Here is a 22756-nt window from a genome sequence, read left to right as displayed (position 1 = left end):
AACGACACCATGGTCGGTGGTGCCGGCAATGACACCTATGTGGTCGATTCCATAGCCGATGTGGTCACCGAACTGGCCGGGCAAGGCACCGACACGGTGCAGAGCAGTATCAGCTACTCGCTCGGCGCCAATGTCGAAAATCTGCTGTTGACCGGGACCGACCATCTCAATGCCACCGGCAACGCCCTGGCTAACATTCTGACCGGCAATGTCGGCGACAACATCCTGGATGGCGGCGCGGGCAGCGATGTGATGATCGGCGGTGCCGGCAACGATACCTATGTGGTCGATACGACGGGCGATATCGTCACCGAACTTGTCGGCCAAGGCATCGACACGGTCCAGAGCTCCAACAGCTACACGCTCGGCGCCAATGTCGAAAACCTGACGCTGACCGGAACCGCCGCGATCAACGCCACCGGCAATACGCTGGACAATGTGCTGACCGGCAATGCCGGCAACAACATCCTCGACGGCGGCGCCGGCCATGACAACATGGCCGGTGGAGCCGGCAACGACACCTATGTCGTTGAAAGTGTCGGCGACGTGGTCATCGAACTGGCGGGGCAAGGTACCGATACGGTGCAAAGCAGCGTCAGCTACGCGCTCGGCGACAATGTCGAGAATCTGATGTTGACCGGAACCGCCGCGATTAATGCCGCCGGCAACACGCTGGACAATATACTGACCGGCAACGCCGGCAACAACACCCTCGATGGCGGCGCCGGCAATGACATCATGATTGGCGGCGCCGGCAACGATACCTACATCGTCGACAGCGTCGGCGACGTCGTTACCGAATTGACTGGCGGCGGCACCGATACCGTACAGAGCAGCATCAGCTATGCGCTCGGCGCCAATGTCGAAAACCTGACGCTGACGGGAACGGCCGCGATCAATGCCACCGGCAATACGCTGGACAACGTGCTGAACGGCAATAGCGGCGACAATTTCCTGAACGGCGGAGCCGGCAACGACACGATGATCGGCGGTGGCGGCAATGACACCTACGTCGTGGACACGATCGGCGATACGGTCATCGAATTCGCCGGCGAAGGCACGGACACGGTGCAAAGCAGCGTCAGCTACGCGCTCGGCGACAATGTCGAGAATCTGCTACTGACGGGAACGGCCGCGATCAATGCCACCGGCAATGCGCTCGACAATGTGCTGACCGGCAATGCCGGCAACAATATTCTCGATGGGGGGGCCGGCAGCGACACCATGGCCGGCGGCGCCGGTAATGATATTTATGTGGTCGATGCGGCCGGAGATGTCGTTGTCGAACTCGCCGGCGGAGGCACCGATACCGTGCAGAGCAGCATCAGCTACATGCTCGGTGACAATGTCGAGAACCTGGTCCTGACCGGAACCGGCGCCATCAACGCTACCGGCAATGCCATGGCCAATACGCTGACCGGCAACGCCGGCGATAATGTCCTGAATGGTGGCGCCGGCAATGACATCATGATCGGCGGCGCTGGCAACGACACCTACGTCGTCGACAGCGTCGGCGATGTGGTTACCGAGTTGGCCGGGCAAGGCACCGACACGGTGTTGAGCAGCATCAGCTATACGCTCGGTGCTAATGTCGAGAACCTGATATTGACGGATTACGCCGCGATCAACGCCACCGGAAATACGCTCGACAATGTGCTGATCGGCAATGACGGCAACAACATCCTCAATGGCGGCGCTGGCAGCGACACCATGATCGGCGGCGCCGGCAACGACCTTTATGTCGTCGACAATATCGGCGACGTGGTCACCGAACTGGCTGGTCAGGGCACCGACACCGTGCAGAGCAGCATCAGCTATGCGCTCGGCGCCCATGTCGAGAACCTGGTGCTGACCGGATCGGCCGCTATCAACGCCACCGGCAATGCGCTGGACAATGTGCTGACCGGCAATGCCGGCAACAATTTCCTCGACGGCGGTGCCGGCAACGACACTCTCATCGGAGGCGCCGGCAACGACACCTATGTGGTCGATTCCACAGGCGATGTCGTCACCGAACTGGCCGGACAAGGCACTGACACGGTACAGAGCAGCATCAGCTACGCGCTCGGCGCCAATGTCGAAAATCTGCTGCTGACCGGCACCGACAACCTCAATGCCACCGGCAACTCCCTCGCCAACACGCTGACCGGCAATGCCGGCGACAACGTTCTGGATGGCGGTGCCGGCAATGACATCATGATCGGCGGCGCCGGTAACGACTCCTACATCGTCGACAGTACCGGCGACGTGGTCACCGAATTGGCTGGCGGCGGCACCGACACCGTGCTGAGCAGCGTCAGCTATACGCTGGGTGCCAATGTCGAGAATCTGCATTTGACGGGGGCGGCCGCGATCAATGCCACCGGCAATACGCTCGACAACATGCTGACCGGCAATACCGGCAACAACGTTCTGAACGGCGGCGCCGGCAATGATTTTCTCGATGGCGGCGCCGGCAACGACAGCATGATCGGCGGTACCGGCGACGATACCTATGTGGTCGACGCGGTGGGCGATGCCGTCACCGAACTGGCCGGGCAAGGCACCGACACCGTCCAGAGCAGCATCAGCTACGCGCTCGGCGCCAATGTGGAAAACCTCGTGCTGACCGGATCCGCCGCGATCAACGCCACCGGCAATACGCTCGATAATGTCATCGTCGGCAATGCCGGCGACAATGCCATCAAGGGCGGCGCCGGCAATGATACGCTGATCGGCGGAGACGGCAACGACACCTTCCTCTACATGCATGGTCATGGTTCCGACCATGTGCAGGGCGGCGCGGGCGCCTCCTGGGTGGACACGATCAGCCTCGATCAAAGCCTGGGATCGCTGCAGCCGACAACCGACTGGACCATCCACCTGACGTCAGGAAGCATCGTGAGCAGCGGCGCCCACGACATGGCGCTTTCCAACGACGCCAGCGGTGTGATCAATTTCGTCGATGGATCGAAGATCGATTTCGTCGAGATCGAGCACGTGCACTGGTAACAGAACAGCCTGGCAGGCGAGGTCCCGGAAGGCTTGCGCGCCAACCGATCAATCGGTCGCATCCGTCCTTGGCTGCGACGATCGAACCAGGCTCGCAGCGGCAGTTCCGGCGACGCGGCCCAGCACCGTCGCGGTCAGCAGGCCGTTGCCGGACAGATAGCCGCTGGCCTGCGAACCCGACACGCCGGCGGCCGCGCCGCCAGCGGCGAACAGGTTCGGCATCGCCACGCCAGCGCCATCCAGCACGCGGGCGGAGCGATCAACGGCCAGCCCACCCTGGGTGTGAAACAGCGCGCCGGTGACGCGGACCGCCATGAATGGCGGCGCTAGCGGCGGCACACCGGCAAAATGCCGACCGAAGCGGTCGCTGCCGCGGTCGCGCTTGAGCTGCTCGACCTCATCGAAACTCGCTTTCAACACGACTTCGGACAGTTTGAGGCGCGTCGCCAGCGCTTCAATACTGTCGGCTACGATCACGGCGCCGCCGGCTTCCGCCTGCCGAAAATCCTCGAACTGCCGCGCAATGGCGGCGATCCGCGCGTCAAAAATATCGAAGGCCACCGCGTCCGGCTCGGCAATCACGGCGGCGGCCTGCTCGGAATAGCCGAGGCTCTCATTGGAGAAGCGCAGCCCGTTCGCATTGACCTGAAAGCCGCCCTCCATGATCGCGGCCCAGCTGATCAGGATGCCGTGCGGATGCGCCACCGAGCCATGGCCCTGATAGCCCGACATGTGCCGCAGCCTCGCGCCGAGCGCCTCGCCCCACAGCACGGCGTCGCCGCGATTGCCGGGATGGCCGAAATACAGCGCGCCACGCATTTCCGGAATGTGCCGCGCCACCAGCGCGTGGTTGCCGCCATAGCCGTTGCAGGCCAGGATCAGCACGTCGCAGCCGATCAGGTCCAGCGTGCCGTCCGGCCGCGTCACTTCCACGCCGCGCACGCGATGGTCGCCATCGCTGAACAGGGCCGTCACGGTGGCGTCGGTCAGCAGCGGCACGCCCGCCTGCTCGACCGCCTGGCGCAGCCGGTCGATCAGTTCAGCGCCCGAGCGCGACGGCAGGCCGTGCATGCGACGCGCGGCGTGGCCGGGATAGTCGAAATCACGGACCACCGAAAACGGCAGCCCGTAACCATCAGCCAGCCATTCGACGGTGGGGCCGGATTGCGCCGCGACGAGATCGACGATCTCTGCGTCGGCCTGATGGTGCGATTTCTGGTTGATGTCGTCGGCGAACAGCTCGGGCCTATCGGTGATACCAAGCGCCAATTGAAACCGTGTGGCCGCCGCCGGGATCAGCCCGGCCGACAGCGCGGTGGAACCACGCGGCAGCGGATCGCGTTCCAGAACGGCAAGCTCGACGCCGGCCTCGTGGGCGGCCAGCGCAGCGCAAAGTCCGGCCGCGCCGCCGCCGACGATGAGCACGGGAATGGTGGTTTCGAAGCCACTGGCCGGAAGCGGCTTGATGGTCACGCCGAGGCCTCCGCCCGCATCTCGGCGATGGTCGCAATGCGGGCAACGGGTTTCAGCGCGGCAATGGCGGTCTGGTGCGTGACATCATCGAAAGCAGCGCAGCCGTCGGACAACACAACCACTTCGATATCGCGGACATGGGCTTCGCGTACGGTGGAGGCGACGCCGCCATTGGTGACGATGCCGCCAACCACCAGCCGGTCGATGCCGCTCTTGCGCAGCATCCATTCCAGCCGCGACATGTAGAACGCCGAATAGGCGACCTTCTCGACCTGCAGATCCGACGGCGCCAGTTCATCGACCAGTTGATGGCCCCAACTGCCCGGCGCAAAATCGCCTTTTCGCAAGAACGGGCGCAACGTCTTCAGATGCGGCGAGATCAGCGGCTCGCCGCCCTTACCGGGCACGAGGGTAAAATGCGTCGAAATGATCCAGCCACCGGCGGCGCGAAACGCGTCGGCCAGCGGCTTCAGTCTGCCGGGTAGTGCGGCGATCGAGGCGGCGCCCTGCCCGCCGCGCGCATAGGCGCCGTCGGCGTGTAGAAAATCGTTCTGCAGGTCGACGATCAACAGGCCAGTGCGCGTCATCGGAATGGAAGCATCGCTCATGCGATCTGCCTTTCGATCAGGATGTTGCCGAGCGCGTCGACCCGCGCCGCGAGGCCCGGTTCGACCACGGTGGTGGCATCGGGTTGTTCGAGGATCGCCGGACCCGCGATCACCGCGCCGACCGGCAGGTCGAGCCGCGCCCAGATCGCCGTGACGTGCCAGGCACCATCGAACCAGACCTGGCGCTCGCCGAGCCGTGCGTTGTCGATCGAAGCATCCGCGGAAGGAGCCAATGCGGCAAGATCGAAATGCGGCCGACGGCCGATTGCCGCCGTGCGCAGCGTCACGATCTTCACCGGGATACCCGACAGCTTGCGGCTGAATTGGGCCTGATAACTTTGCTCAAACGCCTCGCGGATGGTTTCGGTGTCGATGCCCGTGGTCGCCTCGCCGAGACTGACGGGCAGCGAGACGCCGATGGTGTGGGTCTGTCCGACGTAGTGCATGTCGAGTTCATAGACGATGTCGATACGGTCGACCTGTACGCCGGCCGCGGCGACGACGTCATGCGCCGCCCTGCCTTCCACCACCATGCGCTGATCCAGCACGCTGGCATCGAGCCCGTCGAGCATCAGATTGACGGTCTGCACCTGATCATGACGGAGGTCGGCGATCACGCAGCCGAGCGCCGAGGTGATGCCGGGAAAGCGCGGCACCAGCGCCAGCTTGAGCCCGACCTCGCGCAGCAACGCGCCGGCATGCAGCGCGCCGCCGCCGCCAAACGGCATGATGGCGAAGTTGCCGGGATCATGACCGCGTTCGATCGAGACCAGCCGGATCGCGCCGGCCATCCGCGCGTTGGCGATGCGCACGATCGCCTCCGCCGCCGCCATCGCATCAAGGCCGAGCGGTGTGCCGACATGCGCGAGGATCGCGGCCTTGGCCGCCTCGACATCGAGCCGCGCCAGCTTGCCGCCGATCGGCCGCTCGGCATTGATGCGGCCGAGCACGACATTGGCGTCGGTCAGCGTCGGCCGGCCATTGCCGGCGCCGTAACACACCGGGCCCGGCACCGAGCCGGCGCTTTCCGGACCTACCTGCAGCAGGCCGCCGCGATCGACATGGGCGATCGAGCCGCCGCCGGCGCCGATAGTGGTGATCTCGATCATCGGCGTGCGGATCACCAGCCCGAAATCGATCGTGGTCTGCGCCGCCAGCGAGGCCTGCCCGCCAGCGATCAGCGAGACGTCGAACGAGGTGCCGCCGAGATCGCCGGTGATGACATTGTCGTAGCCGGCTGCGCGGGCGATGGCACCTGCGGCGATCACGCCCGCCGCGGGACCGGACAGCGCGGTGCGCACCGGAAACTTGCGCGCCATCGCCGTCGACATCACGCCGCCATTGGACTGCACGATATGAAACTGGCCGCCAAAACCTTCGCCAGCCAGTACGCCTTGCAACTTGCCAAGATAACGACCGACCAGCGGCTGCAGATAGGCGTTCAGCGCGGTGGTCGAGGTCCGCTCGAACTCGCGGATTTCGGGCAGGATTTCGTGCGAGGCAACGACGTCGTCATTGGGCCAGACCTCGCGCGCCGCGAACAGCGCGGCGCGTTCATTGGCCGGATTGGCATAGGCATTGATGAAGATGATGGCGAGCGCTTCGGCACCGGCCAACAGCAATTGCCGCGCGATGGCCTGTACGTCAGCCGGATCGACGGCGGTGCGGATGCTGCCATCGGCCAGCACGCGCTCATCAACCTCCACGCGCATGTCGCGATCGACCACCGGGACAAAGTCGCCCCACAGGCCCCAGGTCTGCGGACGGTCGCGGCGGCGCATTTCCAGCACGTCGCGAAAGCCCGCCGTCGTGATGATGCCGACCCGGGCGCCCTTGCGCTCCAGCAGCGCATTGGTACCAACCGTGGTGCCATGCACGATGGCGCCGAAATCCCGGATATGGCCGAACGTCTTCAGACCGAGCAGAAAGCCTTCCGCCTCGTTGCCGCGCTGCGACGGCACCTTGGCGGTGCGGAATTCGGACTTCGCTTCGTCATAGAAAAACAGGTCGGTGAAGGTGCCGCCGACATCGACGCCGACGATGGAAGCGCCGCTCATGATCGTTTACCTGCATTTGCTATGACGTAACCGAGGCGAAGATCACGCGCGGCCTTCGCCGGATCGCGCGAGGCCGGGTCGCCGTAGCCGCCGCCGCCCGGGGTTTCCAGCCGCACGCGCTGGCCTCTGGCGATCTTCACGTCGGTGATCTTGGAGGCCAGCGGCGGCGAGGCCTTGCCGTCCGCTGTATCATAGATGAAGCGGTTCAGCGCGGCGGGACCGCCGCCATTGACCCCGAACGGCGCGAATTTTCCGCGTTCGCCGAGTAGGAAGACGTCGGCGCCCGAGTCGCCGAGCGCCTCCAGCTCGTAGATCGCGCCAAGGCCGCCGCGATGCTGACCGACGCCGCCGCTGTCCGGACGCAGCGCCCATTGCGTGAACATCACCGGATAGGAGGCTTCGAGAATCTCGACCGGCGGAATGGTGGCCATCGAGATCGGATTGTTACCGTGGTTGAGGCCATCGCTGATTGGATTGCCACCGAGGCCGCCGCCGAAGAACGAGAACATCACCCAGCGCGAGCCGTCATTGCGGTGGCCGGCGAGCGATAGCGCATTGATGGTGCCGAACGGCGCCGCCATCGCCCGCTCCGGAGCCGCGATCGCGATGGCACCGAACACCACGCCGATCACGCGCAGGATGGTCTCGGTATAGCCGCCGACCGGACGCGGCGCCTTGACGCCGAGCAATGTCGTATCCGGAATGATGAAGGTGATCGGCTCGAGACAGCCAGCATTGGCGGGCACGTCGGTGAAGACATGTTTGAGCGCGACGTAGCAGCAGGCGGCCGCGGTCGCATAGGCGATGTTGAGCGGACTGGCGCAAGGCGGCGACGAACGCGAAAAGTCCAGCACCATGGTCTCGCCTTCAATGGTGAGATCGAGCGCGATCTTCAATGGCTCGTCGCTGACGCCGTCATTGTCGAGAAAATCCTCGAAGCTGTAGACGCCGTCCGGCAGCGCGCGGAGATTTTCCCGCATCAAGGCCGAGGCACGCTGGGTGAACAGATCCAGCGCCGCGGTGATCGTCGCTTCGCTATAGTCGTCGAGCAGGCCGGCGAGCCGACGCTCACCCAGCGCCAGCGCGTTGAGCTGGCCGTTGAGGTCGCCGAAATTCGAGGTCGGCACCCGGCTGTTGGCGGCGAGAATGTCGATCAGGTCCTCGTTGATGATTCCGGCGCGGAACAGTTTCACCGGCGGGAAGCGCACGCCCTCCTGAAAGCTTTCGGTGGCGCGCGAGTTGAAGCCGCCGGGCACATTGCCGCCGATGTCGAGCCAGTGGCCGACCGAGGCGATCCAGCAGAATACTCTTCCGTCGCGGAAGATCGGCCGCACCAGGCGGAAATCGTTGAGGTGGGTGCCGCCATCATAGGGATCGTTGAACAGGAAAGTGTCGCCGGGCTGCAGCGTATCGCGGCCGGAGGCGGCGTCGCGCGCGACCTTGTCGATCACCGCCTTCACGGCAAAGGCCATCGCGCCGACGAAGATCGGCAGTCCCGTGGTGCCCTGCACCAGAGTAGCACCGGTCTCGGCGTGATAGAGTCCGTGGCAGGCGTCGCGGGCTTCGGCAATGATCGGATTGAACGCCGAGCGATACAGCGTCGCATCCATCTCGTCGGCGATCTGCTCGAGGCGGCCCTTCAGCACGGCCAGCGTAACGGGATCGATGGTTCTGGTCATACGTGCTTCCGTCATCTTGTCTTTTGTCATGAAGTCTTGCCGGCCGGACCATTGGTCGGGAATTCATAGACGCGACCGCGCTCCAGCATTTCCGGCGTGCCGATGACGGCGTTCAACGCGTCGAAATCGAACATCCGGTCGCGAAAGGCATCGGTGGTGCCGTCGCGCGCCAACGTCGCATAAAACGCCTGCGCGGCCTTGGCGACGGCGCGCACGATGCCGCCGGGAAAGATCACCAGCGAAAAGCCTAGCGCCTGCAATTGGTCCTTGCTGAGGATCGGGGTGTGGCCGCCCTCCACCATATTGGCCATCAGCGGCAGTCGCGCGCCGAGTTTCTGCGTGATCTGCGCCAGTTGCGCCTCGTCGCGCGGCGCCTCGACAAACAGCACATCGGCCCCCGCCTCGGCATAGCGCCCGGCGCGCTCCACCGCCTGGTCGAAACCTTCGACCGCGACCGCATCGGTACGGGCGATGATCAGCGTCTCGCCGTTCCGCCGCGCGTCGGTCGCCGCCTTGATCTTGCCGACCATCTCCATGGCCGGGATCAGGCTCTTGTCCTGCAGATGGCCGCAGCGCTTCGGAAAGCTCTGGTCCTCGAGCTGGATCGCCGAAGCGCCGGCGCGTTCGAACAGCCGTACGGTACGCTGCACGTTCAGGGCATTGCCGTAGCCGGTGTCGGCATCGACGATCAACGGCGTGGCGACGCGGTCGCGGATCAGGCTCAGCGTCTCCGCGACTTCGGACATGGTGACCAGCCCGATATCGGGACGGCCCAGCCGCGTATAGGCAATGCTGGCACCGGACAGGTACAGCGCGCGGAAGCCGGCGTCGGTCGCCAGCGACGCGGTAAGCGCGTCATAGACGCCGGAGGCCAGTACGATTTCCGGTTGATGCAGCATCGTTTTGAGGGACGTGAATTCAGTCATGAGCATTCTCTCGATCAGACGGCAAGCATCTGGGACAGCGAGCGCATATCCGCGGCACCGGTCAGGCCGTCGACGGCGGAAAGGATCGCGGCACGGTGGTCGTCATTCCAGACGTCGCCGGTCACCTCGTGAAACTTTTCTTCGATCTCGGCGGCGCTGTAGGGATCTTCGGTGTCGCCCTTGTTGGTCATCGCTTCGGCCGACAGCACGCGACCGTCCTTCAGCGCGATCTTCAGCCGCGCGGGTCGCAGGCCCGGAAGCATCGCCGTCAGCGCGGGATCTTCCCGAACCGTTATGCGGCTTGCCAGAACCAGCGTCGCGGCGTCGCGCCGGGCCTCATCACGAAAGGCCCCGATCGTGGCGGCGCCATGGACGATGGTCGTCGCCAGCGAGAACGGCAGCGAGAATTTTGCCGCCAGCATGTTGCGGGGCGTGGGACTGTTCAGCTGCGCCGCCCAGATATAGGTATCGACTTCGATCCGTTCTATTTCATCTGCCATGAGCTCGCCGACCCCGGCCAGCGCGTTTTGCAACGCATCTAGCGCGCCGTGATTGTAGCGGCAGGCGGCGTGGCGCTTGAAATAGTTGCGTGCGATTTCCCAGCGCGAGCCGAGCTCGGCGATCATCTGCTCCGGTTCGAACTGGTCGGAGATCACGGTGCCGTAGATCGTGCCGACGCCGTCGGCCTCGCCGACGAAGCCGGCATCGACCATGTCCCAGGCGCGCAGGCCGATCTCGTTGGAGAATCCCGCAAACGAGTTACGGACGGTGCCGCCTTCCAGCATCGTCCGCCGACTGGTCGCCAATCCCACCGTCGATGACACGTTGATGACCTCGGCCATCTGCTCGGTGCTGGCGCGGTTCAGCCGTGCGACCGCTACGGCGGCGCCCACCGTGCCCCAAGTGCCGTGCGGATGCATGGTGACGCGCAGCTTCGAGGCGATGCCGATCCGCGAGCCGATCTCATAGCCCAGCACGATGGCGATCAGAACCTCGGCGCCGGAGCTGCCGAGCTCTTCCGCCGCCGACAACACCGCCGGCACGACGTGAATACCAGGATGGCCGCGCGCGAACTGATTGCCCTCGTCGATCTCGAGCATGGTGCCTGCGGTCCCGTTGAGGAACGCCGCAGTCCCCGGCGCTGCGCGGCGGCGGGCGCCGATCACGGGCACGCCGCACGTGCCGATCGACCGGCGGCAGAGCCGCTCGGTCAGCCGCCGCATTTCCGGCTCCTGCGCACCGGCCGACATCGCAGCGATGCAGTCGAACAGCACCTGTTTAGTCCGCGCGATGACATCAGGCGGAATTTGATCGATCGTCAGTCCGGTCGCGAAACCGGCCCATTGATCGAGCCATGACGGGCGCGCCGTCGCGGCGGAAGCAGCTTGCAGCATCGTCACATCCCTAAATAGGTTTTGGCCAATTCGCTGTTGGCGGCCAGCTCCGCGCCGGTGCCGGACAGCACCAGGCTGCCATGCTCCATGACGTGCGCGGCATGCGCCAGTTCGAGCGACTGCACGACGTTCTGCTCGACCAGCAGGATCGTCAGCCCGCTTTCGTTGAGGCCGCGGATCAGCCTGAACATTTCCTCGACCAGCACCGGCGCCAGCCCGAGCGAGGGCTCGTCGAGGATCAGCAGCCGTGGCTGGCCCATCATGCCGCGGCCGATAGCCACCATCTGCTGCTCGCCGCCGGACAATGTGCCGGCGCGCTGGCCGAAGCGCTGCCTGAGGCGCGGAAACACCGAGAGCACGTGCTCCATGGTGCGCGCGCGCTCGGGCTTGCCGCGCCGGTAGGAGCCGAGCTCGAGATTCTCGCGCACGCTGAGATCGGGAAACAGCCGGCGGCCCTCGGGCACATGCACCAGACCCAGCGCCACGATCGCGGCCGGGCTGAGCCGGTCGATACGCGCGCCATCGAACCACACCTCGCCCTGCCGCGGGCGAACGATGCCGGACAGCACCTTGTTCAGCGTGGTCTTGCCGACACCATTGGGGCCGAGCACGGCGACGATGGAGCCCGCCCGCACGGTGAAGCTGACGCCGCTCAATACCGAGGTGCCGTCATAGCCGGCCAGCAGATTTTTCACGACCAGAAGCGGTTCAGTCATGACCGCCCTCCGCGGCAATCCGCGCGGCGGCGCCGGGCCCGAGATAGGCCTCGATCACTTTCGGTTCGCGTGTCACCTCGGCCGGCGTGCCCTCGGCGATCATGCGGCCTTCCGCCAGCACATAGACATGATCGCACAGGCTCATCACGGCCTGCATCACATGCTCGACCATCAGGATGGTGATGCCATCGGCCACCAGCGCGCGGATCACCGGAATGATGTCGCGCACTTCCGACGGGTTCAGCCCGGCCAGCACTTCGTCGAGCAGCAGCAGCCGCGGCTGTGTCGCCAGAGCACGTCCCAGTTCGAGGCGCTTTCGTGCCGATACCGTGAGGCCGGACGCCATGGCATCGAGCCGCGCGGCAAGGCCGACGCGATCGGCGATGGCGGCGGCGCGCGCCATTGCCTCGTCGCGATGGCGGCAATGCAGATAGGCGCCGACCGCGATGTTTTCGCGCACGCTCAATCCGGCGAACGGCTGCACGATCTGGAAGGTGCGGGCGATGCCGAGCGCGGCGCGACGGTGCGGCGGCATGCCGGAGATGTCGGCACCGTCGAAAGCGACCGAGCCCGAACTCGGCGTCTCGAAGCCGGAGATCAGGCTGAACAGAGTGGTCTTGCCGGCGCCGTTCGGGCCTATCAGCCCGGTAATCGTGCCAGCCTGCACGCTGAGACTGGCGTCGTCGACGGCCTTGAGGCCGCCGAACCGCTTGCTGGCGTTGCGGACTTCGAGCAGCGCGCTCATGCCGCCCTCCTTGCGCCGATGCGCTGCATCAGCCTGGTAAGCAGTCCCTGGATGCCATGACGGGCAAAGGCCACCACCAGCACCAGCAGGACGCCGAACAGCGCCAGATCGATGCCGGGAATGCGTCCCGCGAAGGCCTTGGCAAGTTCACCGAGAAAATGCAGCGCCAGCGCGCCGAGCAGCGGACCAAACACGGTGCCAAGCCCGCCGACAATTGGCGCCAGCAAGGCCTCGACGGAAATCCAGCTACCGAACGCAATCGAGGAATCCACGAACAGGAAATACTGCACGTAGAACGCGCCGGCCAACGCCGTCAGGCCCGCGGACAGCGTGATCGCCTTGAGCTTGACCATCAGCGTATCGACGCCCAGCGCGGCGGCCGCGTTCTCGTTCTCGCGCACAGCGATCAGATAGGCGCCGAAGCGGCCGCGCTCAATGCCGCGCATCATCACCATGGCAGCCGTGACCAGCGTTAGAATGATCCAGAAATAGATCGCACGGCTACTGAACTGAAAATTAGCGGCGGACATCTGCAGCTTGATCAGCGTACCCGCCGCGCCGCCGGTGACCGGCGCGGCGTTGGCGACGATCCGGAACACCTCGGCAAAAGCGAGCGTGATCAGGGCAAAGTACGAGCCACGCAGACCCGAGCGAAAACTGAGATAGCCGATCGCCGCACCCACCGCGGCGCCGAGACAGGTGCCGGCCAGCAACGCGGCATAGGGATTGACGCCATAGCGGTTCTGCAGGATCGCGTTGCCATAGGCACCGGCGCCGAAGAAGGCGGCATGACCGAACGAGAATTGGCCGCCATAGCCAGCCAGAAGATTCCAGCCCTGCGCCGCCAGCGCGATAATCATCGCATTGACCAGCGCATTGATCACCGTGTTGGAATCGCTCACCGCGGGCAGTAACGCCAGCAACAACGCGACGATCGCGATCGGACCGTAGGCCCTGATGCCGCTCATGCTCTGGCTCCGAACAATCCGGTCGGGCGCAGCAGCAACACCAGAATGAAAATCACGAAGATACCAAGCTGGCCGAGACTTTCGCCAAACAGCAATCCGGACAGGCTCTCGATCACGCCAACGAACAGCCCGCCGGCAATGGCGCCGGGGATCGAGCCCATGCCGCCCAACACCACGATCGTGAAGGCCACCAGCACATAGGCGTTGCCGACCCGCGGATGCACATAATAGATCGGCAGCAACAGACACGCTGCCACGGCCAGGCAGGCCGCGCCAAGTCCGAAGGTCACGGCATAGATGTGGGCGACGTCGATGCCGGTCAGCGCGGCGCCGAGCTTTTCCTTCGCCACCGCGCGGATCGCCTTGCCGGTATCGGTCAGCGCCAGCAGCACCCACAGCACCAATGCGACGGCGCAGGACACGCCGAAGGCGACGGCGCGCGTCAGCGGCAAAAAGGTGAAACCTAGATCAACGGTCGAAAAACCGTAGGGCACGTCGATCGACCGTGTGTCTGAATTGAAACCCGCCAGCAGCAGATTCTCGATCACGATGGAGAGACCCAGCGTGATCAGCAACACGTTCTGGTCGTCGCCATGGCTGGCCGGGCCAATCACCAGGCGCTGCAGCGCGTAGCCGAGGCCGAAGAAGATCAGCGCCAGCGGGACGATCGCGACATAGGGATCGATGCCGGCCTGAAACGCGAGGTAGACCGCGAACATCGCCGCACTCAGGATCGCGCCATGGGCGAAATTGATGATGTGCAGCACGCCATAGACCAGCGTCAGCCCGACCGCGATCAGCGCATAGACCGCGCCGGTCATCAGGCCGTTGAGCACGGCGGCAGCCAGGATATCGGGCGATGACATCAGCGAAGTTCGGCTTTCATGGGAAAGGGAGACGTCATGTGACGAGACCGGTGGGTGCCGGTCTCGTCACATCAGGACGCGGCGATCAGGCGGGCACCGGAAACACCGGCTTGGCGTCGGAAAAACTCGACGGGAAGATCACCTTGATGTCGTTGCCCTGGACCTGGGTGTTGACCGGCGCTGCGCCCATGTTCTGGCCGTTGACGAACTGCGTCGGGCCATAGGGCATGATGTGTCCGGCAAATGTCGAGGAAGCCAGCGCGGCGATGATCGCCTTGCGGTCGGCCGAGGCCGCGCGTTCAATCGCATCCGCCAGCAACAGCACGCCGGAATAATTCAGCGAGACATTGTAGGTGAAGAATTTGCCGGTGGATTCCACTTCCTTCTTCAGCGCCTCGGCCACCGGATTGCGCGGATCGTGCCAGTGGTTGCAATCCATCACGTTCTGGGCTGCGTCGGGGAATTCCTTGACGAAGCGGTAGTTGGAGGCGGCGCCATTGAGCACGCAATAGATGCCCTTCGGCTTGATCTTCTGCTGCTGCATGGTGCGCGCCAGCAGCACGAACTCGCCGTAGTAGCTCGACGGAATGATCAGATCGGGATTCTTCGCGCGGATCTGCAGCGCGACGTTGGACATATCACGCGCGGGCGTCGGATGCGCGATGGTGTCGAGCACCTCGAAGCCGCGCTTCGGCAGTTCGGTCTGCATCAGCTTGGCAAGGCCGGAGCCGAACAGGCCATCCTCGTGCACCAGTACCACGGTCCTGGCCGGCTTGCCGGCCGCGTCGTTGAGGGTCGACAGGTTGTCGAGCGCGCTCTTGGTGACGATGCCAAAGCCGGGCGAGAAACGGAACGTGTTGGCCAGTCCGCGCGACACGATCTGATCGGAGACGCCGACATCGACGATATAGCCGAGGTCGTAGCGCGATGCGGCCTGGGTGGCGGCGAGGCAGATCGGGCTGGCGAAGCCGCCAACGATCGCCGCGACACCTTCCGCCGCCATGCGTTCGACTTCCGCGGTGCCGCCTTCAGGAGTCGAGCGCGCATCGCCGAACACCATTTCCAGCTTCGCGCCGCCCAGCGACTTGATGCCGCCTTTATCATTGATGGCCTTGATCGCCGCCTCGGCGCCGATCCGGCCCTGCGCCCCGTCGAACGCCAACGCGCCGGTGACCGGCTGCAGGATTCCGATCTTGATCGTCGCGCCCTGCGCCCGCAGAAAAGACGGCATTGCCACCGAGCCGGCGACCAACGCCGTGCCTTGAAGGACACGGCGACGCGACAAGCCGTGGTTAGATGTCTTGGTCATCCTGCTTCTCCATCCGTGGGGTCAATTGCAAACCGTGATCATGAGGCTTTTCTGGAAATCGTGTCGTTGGGCTCGGACGCCAGCACGGTGGCCCAGCGGCGCACGCCCGCGGCTTCGGTGCGAACCATGTCCATCTGCAGCGCGTAGCGATCCGGCCGATACAGCGCGATGAGATGCTCGACGCCGCTGCCATCGGCAGCGAACACCGTGCGGGTGGTGCCGAGCAGCGCCGACCCGACATCCACCTCGAGCGCGGCCGCGACTTCCGGCGACGCCAGCACGGCGGTGACCTGCTGAGTCGCGCGCTCGATCTGGACGCCGGAGCGTTCCAGCAATGACAGCAGCGGACGTGCCGCCAGATCGGCCTCGGTATAGGTGACGCCGATCTGCTCGGGCACGAAGGTGGTGAGATGGGAGAACGGCTTGTCGTCAATCAGGCGGACGCGCACGGAGAACTGGGTCTTGGCGCCAGGCGGCAGCCGGAGAGCCTCGGCGATCGCCGCCGGCGGCTCGCGATAGCTGAAGGCCAGTAGGCGCACCGCCGTATCGCGCCCCATCGCCACGAGGTTGGCCATCACATCGGAGAAATCCGCCACGATCGGCTTGGCGACGCCGCCCCGCACAAAGGTGCCGGCACCGCGACGGCGGCTGATCAACCCTTCCAGTTCAAGCTCGGCCAGAGCCCGCCGAACGGTGACCCGCGACACGCCATATTCAACCGCCAGCGCCTGTTCGGCCGGCAGCGATTCCGTATTATCGAGCCGGCCACCGGCGATGCGATCACGCAGCACCAGATAGACTTGGCGGGTTTTCGACGATTCGACTCCGGCCATCCGTGCCCTTGCCCCTAATACATTCAAAGGTATAGTGCATGATACAACTTAGACTGCAAGCCCCGCCGATGCGGATCGTGTGGGCAACAACAGCGGACAGGCGGACATGGCGGTGGGCGCGGCAAACATCATCGACAAATTATGGGACGCCCACGCAATCATGACGCGCGAGGACGGCCAGTCGCTACTGTTCATCGACCGGCATTATCTGCATGAAGGCTCGTTCCATGCCTTTGATCAGCTACGACGACGTGACGCCCGCCTCGCACGGCCCGACCTCACCTTCGGCATCGCGGACCATTATGTGCCGACGCGGCCGGCTTCCAGCCTGCACAACCCCGAAGCCGCGGGCATGATCGCGCAACTCGCGCGCAACGCGTACGAGCACGGCATCGTGTCGTTCGGACAGGATGACCGGCGGCAGGGCATCGTGCATGTGGCCTTGCCCGAACAGGGCCTGACTCTGCCCGGGCTGTCGATCGTCTGCGGCGATAGCCACACCTCGACGCATGGCGCGTTCGGCGCCTATGCCTTCGGCATCGGCGCGTCCGAAGTAGCCCATGTGCTGATGACACAGACGCTCTGGCAGAAGCGACCAAAGCGCATGCGCATCGTGGTCGACGGCGAATTGCCCTTAGGCACCGGCGCCAAGGATATCGCGCTGACGATCATCGCGCGGATCGGCAGCGATGGCGCGCAGGGCCACGCCATCGAATACGCCGGCAGCGCCATTCGCGCGCTGTCGATGGAAGGCCGCATGACGCTGTGCAACCTCTCGATCGAATCCGGCGCGCGGCTCGGCCTGATCGCGCCAGACGACATCACCTTCGATTATCTGCGCGGCCGTGCCTTTGCGCCCGATGGCGACGATTTCGAGCGCGCCATGGCGGACTGGCGTGCGCTGGCCAGCGACGTGGGCGCGCCGTTCGACAGCGAATTCGTGCTCGACGCGCGCGAGATCGCGCCGGTGGTGACCTGGGGCACCAGCCCGGAACAGGCGGCGCCGATCGACAGTGTTGTGCCGGACCCCGCCAGCATCGACAACCCTGACAAGGCGCAGTCGGTCCGCGACGCGCTTGATTACATGGCGCTACGGCCCGGCCAGCGGCTCGATGGCATTCGTATCGATCGCGTGTTCATCGGCTCCTGCACCAACAGCCGCATCGAGGATCTGCGCGCCGCGGCGGCGGTGCTCGCCGGCCAGCGGTCGCAGGTGCCCGGGCTGGTCTCGCCCGGCTCGTCGTCCGTCAAGCTGCAGGCCGAACAGGAAGGCCTCGACCGCATCTTCATCGACGCCGGCCTGGAATGGGTCGGCTCGGGTTGCTCGATGTGCGTCGGCATGAATGGCGACACCGTCGCCGCCGGCGAACGCTGCGCCTCCACCACCAACCGCAACTTCAAGGGACGCCAGGGGCCGGGCAGCCGGACCCATCTGATGTCGCCGGCGATGGTCGCCGCCGCCGCCGTCGCCGGTCAACTGACCGACGTCCGCTTTCTGCATCGGACCTAGCCCATGCGCCCCTTCATCACGCTGACCGCCCTCGCCTGCCGACTGCCGATCGCCGGTATCGACACCGACCAATTGATCCCGGCTCGATTCATGCGGCGCCCGCGCAGCGAAGGCTATGGCAACTTCCTGCTGCATGATTTGCGCTTCGATGCCGACGGCCGGGCCAGGCCGGACTTTCCGCTCAACGATCCCGACAATGCCGGCTGCGAAATCATCGTCGCCGGCCGCAATTTCGGCGGCGGCTCGTCGCGCGAGGCCGCGGTCTATGCGCTCGCCGACTACGGCATCCGCGCGGTGATCGCGCCGAGCTTCGGCGACATCTTTGCATCGAACGCGGTGAAGAACGGCGTGCTGGTGGCCGAGGTCAGCGAAGCGGATTCGCACCGATTGCTCGAGGCGGAAGACCTTGCCGGCCAACGGCCGCTGACGATCGACCTCGCCACACAGACCATCGCGGTCGGCAATGTCGTGGTGTCGTTCGCCATTGACCCGGTCTGGAAGAAGCAGTTGATCAATGGCTGGGACGACATCGACATGACCCGCAGCGAATCCGCCCGGATCGCGCGGTTCATGGAAGCCGACGAACGTCGGCGTCCATGGATGCGACCGGTGGTACCGCATTCCTAGAACCAGATTCAGTTTGCTCGAATCGTGTCCCGGACGCGGTGCATTGCGCCTCCGCAAGGAGGCGTCGTGCTCCGCGGAGCCGGGACCGCCATGAAATTCAGCACTTGGTAGGGTCCCGGCTCCGCGGAGCGGCATAAGAATGCCGCACCGCGTCCGGGACACCAGTAATTCATCCTAACGGATCAGACTCCAGGTCAGGCCATCCGCGCAGCCAACATCGCGCCATGCGTTGCAGATCCAGGCCCACACGCATGCCGAGGACACGGTTTCAACGCGCCAGCGTGTCGGATAGGGTGCGCGCCATCAACAGGGGAATGACATGAGCATGTCCGGGGTTTTCGCGCGCTTTGTTGCGCTGGTCGGCGCAGGCGCGCTGCAATGGCGCAAGCTGCAAGGGGCCGGCGCGCATGCGCCTGCCTGGGGCAGCGCGCCATTGGTGCCAGAAGCCGAGCCGCAGGGTGCGATCCCCACGCTCAAGATGCCGACCGCCAAGGGCTGGACCGGCGATCAAAAACCGGTCGTCGCTCCGGGGCTCAAGGTCAATGCCTTTGCCACCGGCCTGAAACATCCGCGCTGGATTCATGCGCTGCCCAATGGCGACGTTCTGGTCGCCGAGGCGTCGCAGGTAGCCGGTCCGGTACGCAGCGTATTCGGCTACGCGATGCAGGCCACGATGCGACGCGCCGCCGCGCTCGGTGAAAGCGCCAACCGCATCACGCTGTTGCGTGACCGCGACGGCGATGGCGTCGCCGAAAGCAGCGGCATCTTCATGGAAGGGCTGAACCAGCCGTTCGGCATGGCGCTGCTCGGCGACACGTTCTATGTCGGCAATGTCGACGGCGTATCCGCCTTCCCGTATGTCGCGGGGGCTGATCGCATCACCGCGCCGGGGCAAAAGCTGACCGACTTCACATCCGGCGGCCATTGGACGCGCAGCCTGCTGCCGAGCCCCGACGGCCGGAAACTGTTCATCGGGGTGGGCTCGCTCACCAACATCGCCGAGATGGGCATGGCGGCCGAGCAAGGCCGCGCCGCGGTATACGAGCTCGATGTGGCGAGCGGCGCCAGCCGCATCTTCGCCAGCGGCCTGCGCAATCCGGTCGGCCTGGCCTGGGAGCCGACCACCGGCAAGCTGTGGACGGTGGTCAATGAGCGTGACGGGCTCGGCGACGAGACGCCACCGGACTACCTCACCTCGGTCCGCGAAGGTGGCTTCTATGGCTGGCCCTATTGCTACTGGGGACAGACCGTCGATGACCGCGTGCCGCAGGACAAGGCGCTGGTCGTCACCGCGATCACGCCGGATTACGCGCTGGGCGGACACACCGCCTCGCTCGGCCTGTGCTGGCTGCCGGCCGGCACTCTGCCGGGCTTTCCGGACGGCATGGTGATCGGCCAGCACGGCTCCTGGAATCGCAGCACGCTGAGCGGCTACAAGGTCGTCTTCATCCCATTCGTGAATGGCCGCCCGTCCGGTCCGCCGCGCGACATTCTGAGCGGCTTCCTCGCGCCCGACGAGCGGGAATCCTATGGACGACCGGTCGGGGTTACGCTCGGTCCCGACGGCTCGCTGCTGGTCGCCGACGATGTCGGCGATGTGATCTGGCGCGTGACGGCCGCGTAACACGGCCAGACGCGTCAGGCCGCCGCGCCCGACATCTGCCGGAGAACATCGGCCTTGGCGCCGTCCGCAACAATGCGGCCGGCGTCCAGCCAGATAATGCGATCGACCAGTTGCAATACCGGCGCGCGGTGCGTCGCCACGATCAGGGTGCGGTTACCGACCAGTTCGACCATGTTCCTGACCAGCCGCATCTCCAGCATCGTGTCCATGGACGATGTCGGCTCGTCGAGCAGCAGCACTTTCGGATTTCCGAGCAGGACCCGGGCGAGCGCCACGGACTGGCGTTCGCCCCCGGACAGCTTTTCGCCACGCGGACCAATCGACATGCCGTAGCCCTGCGGATGCCTGGCGGCAAAATCGGCAATGCCCGTCAACCGCATCATCGCGGCGAAGTGCTCGCGGTCTAGTTCGCCCTGCCCCAGACAGATATTCCGCATCAGCGTGTCATCGATGAGTCCGGCGGTCTGCCCCATATAGCCCAGCGCCTGGCGCAGATCCGCCGGCACATACTGCCGAACGTCGAAATCATCGAGCAACACCGCCCCCCTGTCGGGCTCGGCCAGCCGTGCGATCACCCGCAGCAGCGTGCTCTTTCCCGAGCCGGAACGACCGACGATCGCGACCCGTTCGCCCGGACGAATCGAGGTCGAGACATTGTCGAGTTGCGGCGAGCTCTGACCGGCATAGGCATATGACACGTTGTTGAGTCGCAACTCGCAACTTACCGGTGCGCGCAGCGCGCCGCTGCTGTCGCCGGCCTGCTCGCTCTGATACTTGGCATCGCGCATCAACAATTTCAGCATCGCCCGTCCCTGCATCATGCGGTGAATGACAGAAATGAGTTGCCCGATCGGGCCAATGATGCGGCCGACCAGAAGGGAACAGGTGGAGAGTCCGCCCACGGTCATGCTGCCCGCGGAGACTTCATAGGCCCCGATGATCAGCACCGTGGCCACCATCATCTGGCCAACGGTGGCGCTGGCATAGGCCGCCAGACCCTGCCAAAGCCGGACCACATGCGAGCTATAGGCAAATTCGTCAAACACCCGCTCGAAGCGGTTCAGCACGTTGAGCTCGGTGCGCGTCGCCTTGATGGTCTCGAGAACCTCGACCGTCTCGGTCAGCCGGTTGGCCTGAAGCTGCGCCAGGGCGGCCGAGCGCACATGTTCGGCCTCAGCCCCGATGTTGCTCCAGTGGTGCACGGCGGCGAGAACGCTGATCCCCAGGATCGGCGCCAGCACAACCGCTCCGCCATTGAGCCAGAGCAGAGCGAACACCAGAAGCAGAAACGGCACATCGACCGCGACGCCCGTCACCAGCTGCGGCACCAATTGGGTCATGCCGTCCAGATTGCGCAGCCGAAGCGCGATGGCACCCGCCGAGCGCGGCGCCTCGGACATTCTGGCTTCGAGCAATTTGCGCATCACGGAGGCCTGCAGCGCGGCGCTGGCCGCACTCGCCAGCGCATCCTGGATCTTGAGGCGGACCCAGCGGACTGCGATATCCGCCGTCAGCGCCAGCATCACGCCAATGGAAATCGCCCACAACGTGTCGAATGCCGAATGCGGAATCACCCGGTCGAAAATCAGTCCCGAATAGATCGGAAGCGCGAGCAGCATCAGATTCGAGAACGCCGCGGCGACGAGCAACTGCACCACCAGCTTGCGATAGCGCGCCGTCATGAAACTCAGGATGCCGCGCACCGGATCGACCGAGTCCGGCCCCGCCAGATCCGACACCAACTCCGCGATATTCCCGACCGGCGCCGAACCACGCGGCCGCACCAGAAAAACAGTCCCGGCTTCCTCAGCCGCCAGCGCGTCCTTGTCGATCAGATAATTTTTGCCGCCATGGCGCGCCACGAAGGCGCGGCCCTGCCGCGCCAGCAGCATCCGCCCCATGCCGTCATTGGTGAGCATCACCGCCGGCAGGTCTTCCGCAACCAGGGAAGCAATCGGCCGGTTTTCGAACAGAATTTCGATATCGTTGACTGCCGCGAAGGACACCAGCGCTTCTGGACTGTCGATATGGCGCACAGGCTCCGATTGGCGCGCCGGCTCGCCATGCTGCGCCCGCCAGACCGATGAAATTTCGACCAGCAGTCGAGCCAGCAAATCGGGCGGCGGCAGTTTCGAGCCGTCGAGCCGTTCGGGATCGCGCTCCCCGCGCAAGCCGATGCCGCCGAGTTTCTGGAGTCCGGCGTCAAATCCCTCGGAAACAAGCGCTAAATTGAATCTTCTCAAAAACATCGAGTACCACCACGCACCCAATATACGGCGCTGTAAAAAGCTATTTTATTAAGCTTAATGGTGCGTAAACCGTTTCCGGTATCAATGGATCAGCTGTTCCAACCCGCGAGCCATTCTTGCATCCCCTTCGCACAACTCGCGCTGCCGGCGCCACGACAGTACAGCTGGGGCGCCTGGAAGC

General features: G+C 64.9%; 17 protein-coding genes. 4 read left to right on the top strand and 13 right to left on the bottom strand.

Annotation, left to right across the window (positions count from 1 at the left end):
- Window positions 1–2991 (top strand): calcium-binding protein (locus tag Q0S16_RS07960; protein ID WP_295846809.1); only part of this gene is annotated, 2991 nt, incomplete at its 5' end.
- 48 nt (window positions 2992–3039) lie between these two features.
- Here the strand turns inward: Q0S16_RS07960 and Q0S16_RS07955 are convergent.
- From Q0S16_RS07955 to Q0S16_RS07900, 12 genes are all read right to left on the bottom strand, one after another.
- Window positions 3040–4464: an FAD-dependent oxidoreductase gene (locus Q0S16_RS07955; RefSeq protein ID WP_295846807.1), complete on the bottom strand. Its 1425-nt coding sequence runs from the start codon at window positions 4462–4464 to the stop codon at window positions 3040–3042.
- Window positions 4461–5072: a cysteine hydrolase gene (locus Q0S16_RS07950; RefSeq protein WP_295846804.1), complete on the bottom strand. Its 612-nt coding sequence runs from the start codon at window positions 5070–5072 to the stop codon at window positions 4461–4463. The genes Q0S16_RS07955 and Q0S16_RS07950 overlap by 4 nt, the downstream gene beginning before the upstream one ends.
- A complete protein-coding gene (locus Q0S16_RS07945; protein WP_295846803.1) occupies window positions 5069–7129 on the bottom strand; it encodes a hydantoinase/oxoprolinase family protein in 2061 nt (686 codons plus the stop codon). The genes Q0S16_RS07950 and Q0S16_RS07945 overlap by 4 nt, the downstream gene beginning before the upstream one ends.
- The gene (locus Q0S16_RS07940) at window positions 7126–8808 is read right to left on the bottom strand and encodes a hydantoinase B/oxoprolinase family protein (RefSeq protein WP_295846802.1); all 1683 of its coding nucleotides are present in this window, start codon (window positions 8806–8808) and stop codon (window positions 7126–7128) included. The genes Q0S16_RS07945 and Q0S16_RS07940 overlap by 4 nt, the downstream gene beginning before the upstream one ends.
- 26 nt (window positions 8809–8834) lie before the next feature.
- Window positions 8835–9734 (bottom strand): oxaloacetate decarboxylase, encoded by a 900-nt coding sequence (locus tag Q0S16_RS07935; protein WP_295846800.1) that lies wholly within the window; start codon window positions 9732–9734, stop codon window positions 8835–8837.
- A 14-nt stretch (window positions 9735–9748) separates the two neighbouring features.
- Entirely contained in the window at window positions 9749–11128 is a 1380-nt protein-coding gene (locus tag Q0S16_RS07930) for an MmgE/PrpD family protein (protein WP_295846799.1), read from the bottom strand.
- 2 nt (window positions 11129–11130) lie between these two features.
- Window positions 11131–11844 carry an ABC transporter ATP-binding protein gene (locus Q0S16_RS07925; protein WP_295846796.1) on the bottom strand — a complete coding sequence of 238 codons (714 nt, stop codon included), beginning with the start codon at window positions 11842–11844 and terminating at the stop codon, window positions 11131–11133.
- Window positions 11837–12580, bottom strand: a complete 744-nt coding sequence (locus Q0S16_RS07920; RefSeq protein WP_295846810.1) for an ABC transporter ATP-binding protein — start codon at window positions 12578–12580, stop codon at window positions 11837–11839. The genes Q0S16_RS07925 and Q0S16_RS07920 overlap by 8 nt, the downstream gene beginning before the upstream one ends.
- Before the next feature lie 5 nt (window positions 12581–12585).
- Complete coding sequence (locus Q0S16_RS07915; RefSeq protein ID WP_295846794.1) at window positions 12586–13557, bottom strand: branched-chain amino acid ABC transporter permease; 972 nt, start codon at window positions 13555–13557, stop codon at window positions 12586–12588.
- Entirely contained in the window at window positions 13554–14423 is an 870-nt protein-coding gene (locus Q0S16_RS07910) for a branched-chain amino acid ABC transporter permease (RefSeq protein WP_295846791.1), read from the bottom strand. Before Q0S16_RS07910 ends, Q0S16_RS07915 begins: the two co-directional genes overlap by 4 nt.
- A gap of 85 nt (window positions 14424–14508) precedes the next feature.
- The gene (locus Q0S16_RS07905) at window positions 14509–15732 is read right to left on the bottom strand and encodes an ABC transporter substrate-binding protein (RefSeq protein WP_295846788.1); all 1224 of its coding nucleotides are present in this window, start codon (window positions 15730–15732) and stop codon (window positions 14509–14511) included.
- A 38-nt stretch (window positions 15733–15770) separates the two neighbouring features.
- The gene (locus Q0S16_RS07900; RefSeq protein WP_295846786.1) at window positions 15771–16565 is read right to left on the bottom strand and encodes a GntR family transcriptional regulator; all 795 of its coding nucleotides are present in this window, start codon (window positions 16563–16565) and stop codon (window positions 15771–15773) included.
- A 112-nt stretch (window positions 16566–16677) separates the two neighbouring features.
- Between Q0S16_RS07900 and leuC the strand changes: the two genes are divergently transcribed.
- The 3 genes from leuC to Q0S16_RS07885 all read left to right on the top strand — a co-directional run bounded on the left by leuC (window position 16678) and on the right by Q0S16_RS07885 (window position 20326).
- A complete protein-coding gene (leuC, locus tag Q0S16_RS07895; protein ID WP_295846784.1) occupies window positions 16678–18075 on the top strand; it encodes a 3-isopropylmalate dehydratase large subunit in 1398 nt (465 codons plus the stop codon).
- A gap of 3 nt (window positions 18076–18078) precedes the next feature.
- Window positions 18079–18702 carry a 3-isopropylmalate dehydratase small subunit gene (gene leuD, locus Q0S16_RS07890; protein WP_295846781.1) on the top strand — a complete coding sequence of 208 codons (624 nt, stop codon included), beginning with the start codon at window positions 18079–18081 and terminating at the stop codon, window positions 18700–18702.
- 319 nt (window positions 18703–19021) lie between these two features.
- Window positions 19022–20326: a sorbosone dehydrogenase family protein gene (locus Q0S16_RS07885; RefSeq protein ID WP_295846779.1), complete on the top strand. Its 1305-nt coding sequence runs from the start codon at window positions 19022–19024 to the stop codon at window positions 20324–20326.
- Window positions 20327–20340: 14 nt separating this feature from the next.
- Here Q0S16_RS07885 and Q0S16_RS07880 read toward each other — a convergent pair whose 3' ends face one another.
- The gene (locus Q0S16_RS07880) at window positions 20341–22575 is read right to left on the bottom strand and encodes an ATP-binding cassette domain-containing protein (protein WP_295846776.1); all 2235 of its coding nucleotides are present in this window, start codon (window positions 22573–22575) and stop codon (window positions 20341–20343) included.
- Window positions 22576–22756: the final 181 nt, after the last annotated feature.

This window comes from Tardiphaga sp., from assembly GCF_025356345.1.
Classification (GTDB): Bacteria; Pseudomonadota; Alphaproteobacteria; order Rhizobiales; family Xanthobacteraceae; genus Tardiphaga.
Note: the sequence above shows the minus strand (reverse complement) of the source record. Positions and strands in the feature narration are given on the sequence as shown.

Bases quoted from the DNA above. Each gene is read 5' to 3' on its own strand.
- Q0S16_RS07885 (WP_295846779.1), top strand. From the start codon at position 19,022: ATGAGCATGTCCGGGGTTTTCGCGCGCTTTGTTGCGCTGGTCGGCGCA.
- Q0S16_RS07930 (WP_295846799.1), bottom strand. From the start codon at position 11,128: ATGCTGCAAGCTGCTTCCGCCGCGACGGCGCGCCCGTCATGGCTCGAT.
- Q0S16_RS07915 (WP_295846794.1), bottom strand. From the start codon at position 13,557: ATGAGCGGCATCAGGGCCTACGGTCCGATCGCGATCGTCGCGTTGTTG.
- Q0S16_RS07945 (WP_295846803.1), bottom strand. From the start codon at position 7,129: ATGAGCGGCGCTTCCATCGTCGGCGTCGATGTCGGCGGCACCTTCACC.
- Q0S16_RS07925 (WP_295846796.1), bottom strand. From the start codon at position 11,844: ATGACTGAACCGCTTCTGGTCGTGAAAAATCTGCTGGCCGGCTATGAC.
- Q0S16_RS07935 (WP_295846800.1), bottom strand. From the start codon at position 9,734: ATGACTGAATTCACGTCCCTCAAAACGATGCTGCATCAACCGGAAATC.
- Q0S16_RS07900 (WP_295846786.1), bottom strand. From the start codon at position 16,565: ATGGCCGGAGTCGAATCGTCGAAAACCCGCCAAGTCTATCTGGTGCTG.
- Q0S16_RS07910 (WP_295846791.1), bottom strand. From the start codon at position 14,423: ATGTCATCGCCCGATATCCTGGCTGCCGCCGTGCTCAACGGCCTGATG.
- Q0S16_RS07940 (WP_295846802.1), bottom strand. From the start codon at position 8,808: ATGACCAGAACCATCGATCCCGTTACGCTGGCCGTGCTGAAGGGCCGC.
- leuD (WP_295846781.1), top strand. From the start codon at position 18,079: ATGCGCCCCTTCATCACGCTGACCGCCCTCGCCTGCCGACTGCCGATC.
- Q0S16_RS07950 (WP_295846804.1), bottom strand. From the start codon at position 5,072: ATGAGCGATGCTTCCATTCCGATGACGCGCACTGGCCTGTTGATCGTC.
- Q0S16_RS07880 (WP_295846776.1), bottom strand. From the start codon at position 22,575: ATGTTTTTGAGAAGATTCAATTTAGCGCTTGTTTCCGAGGGATTTGAC.
- Q0S16_RS07905 (WP_295846788.1), bottom strand. From the start codon at position 15,732: ATGACCAAGACATCTAACCACGGCTTGTCGCGTCGCCGTGTCCTTCAA.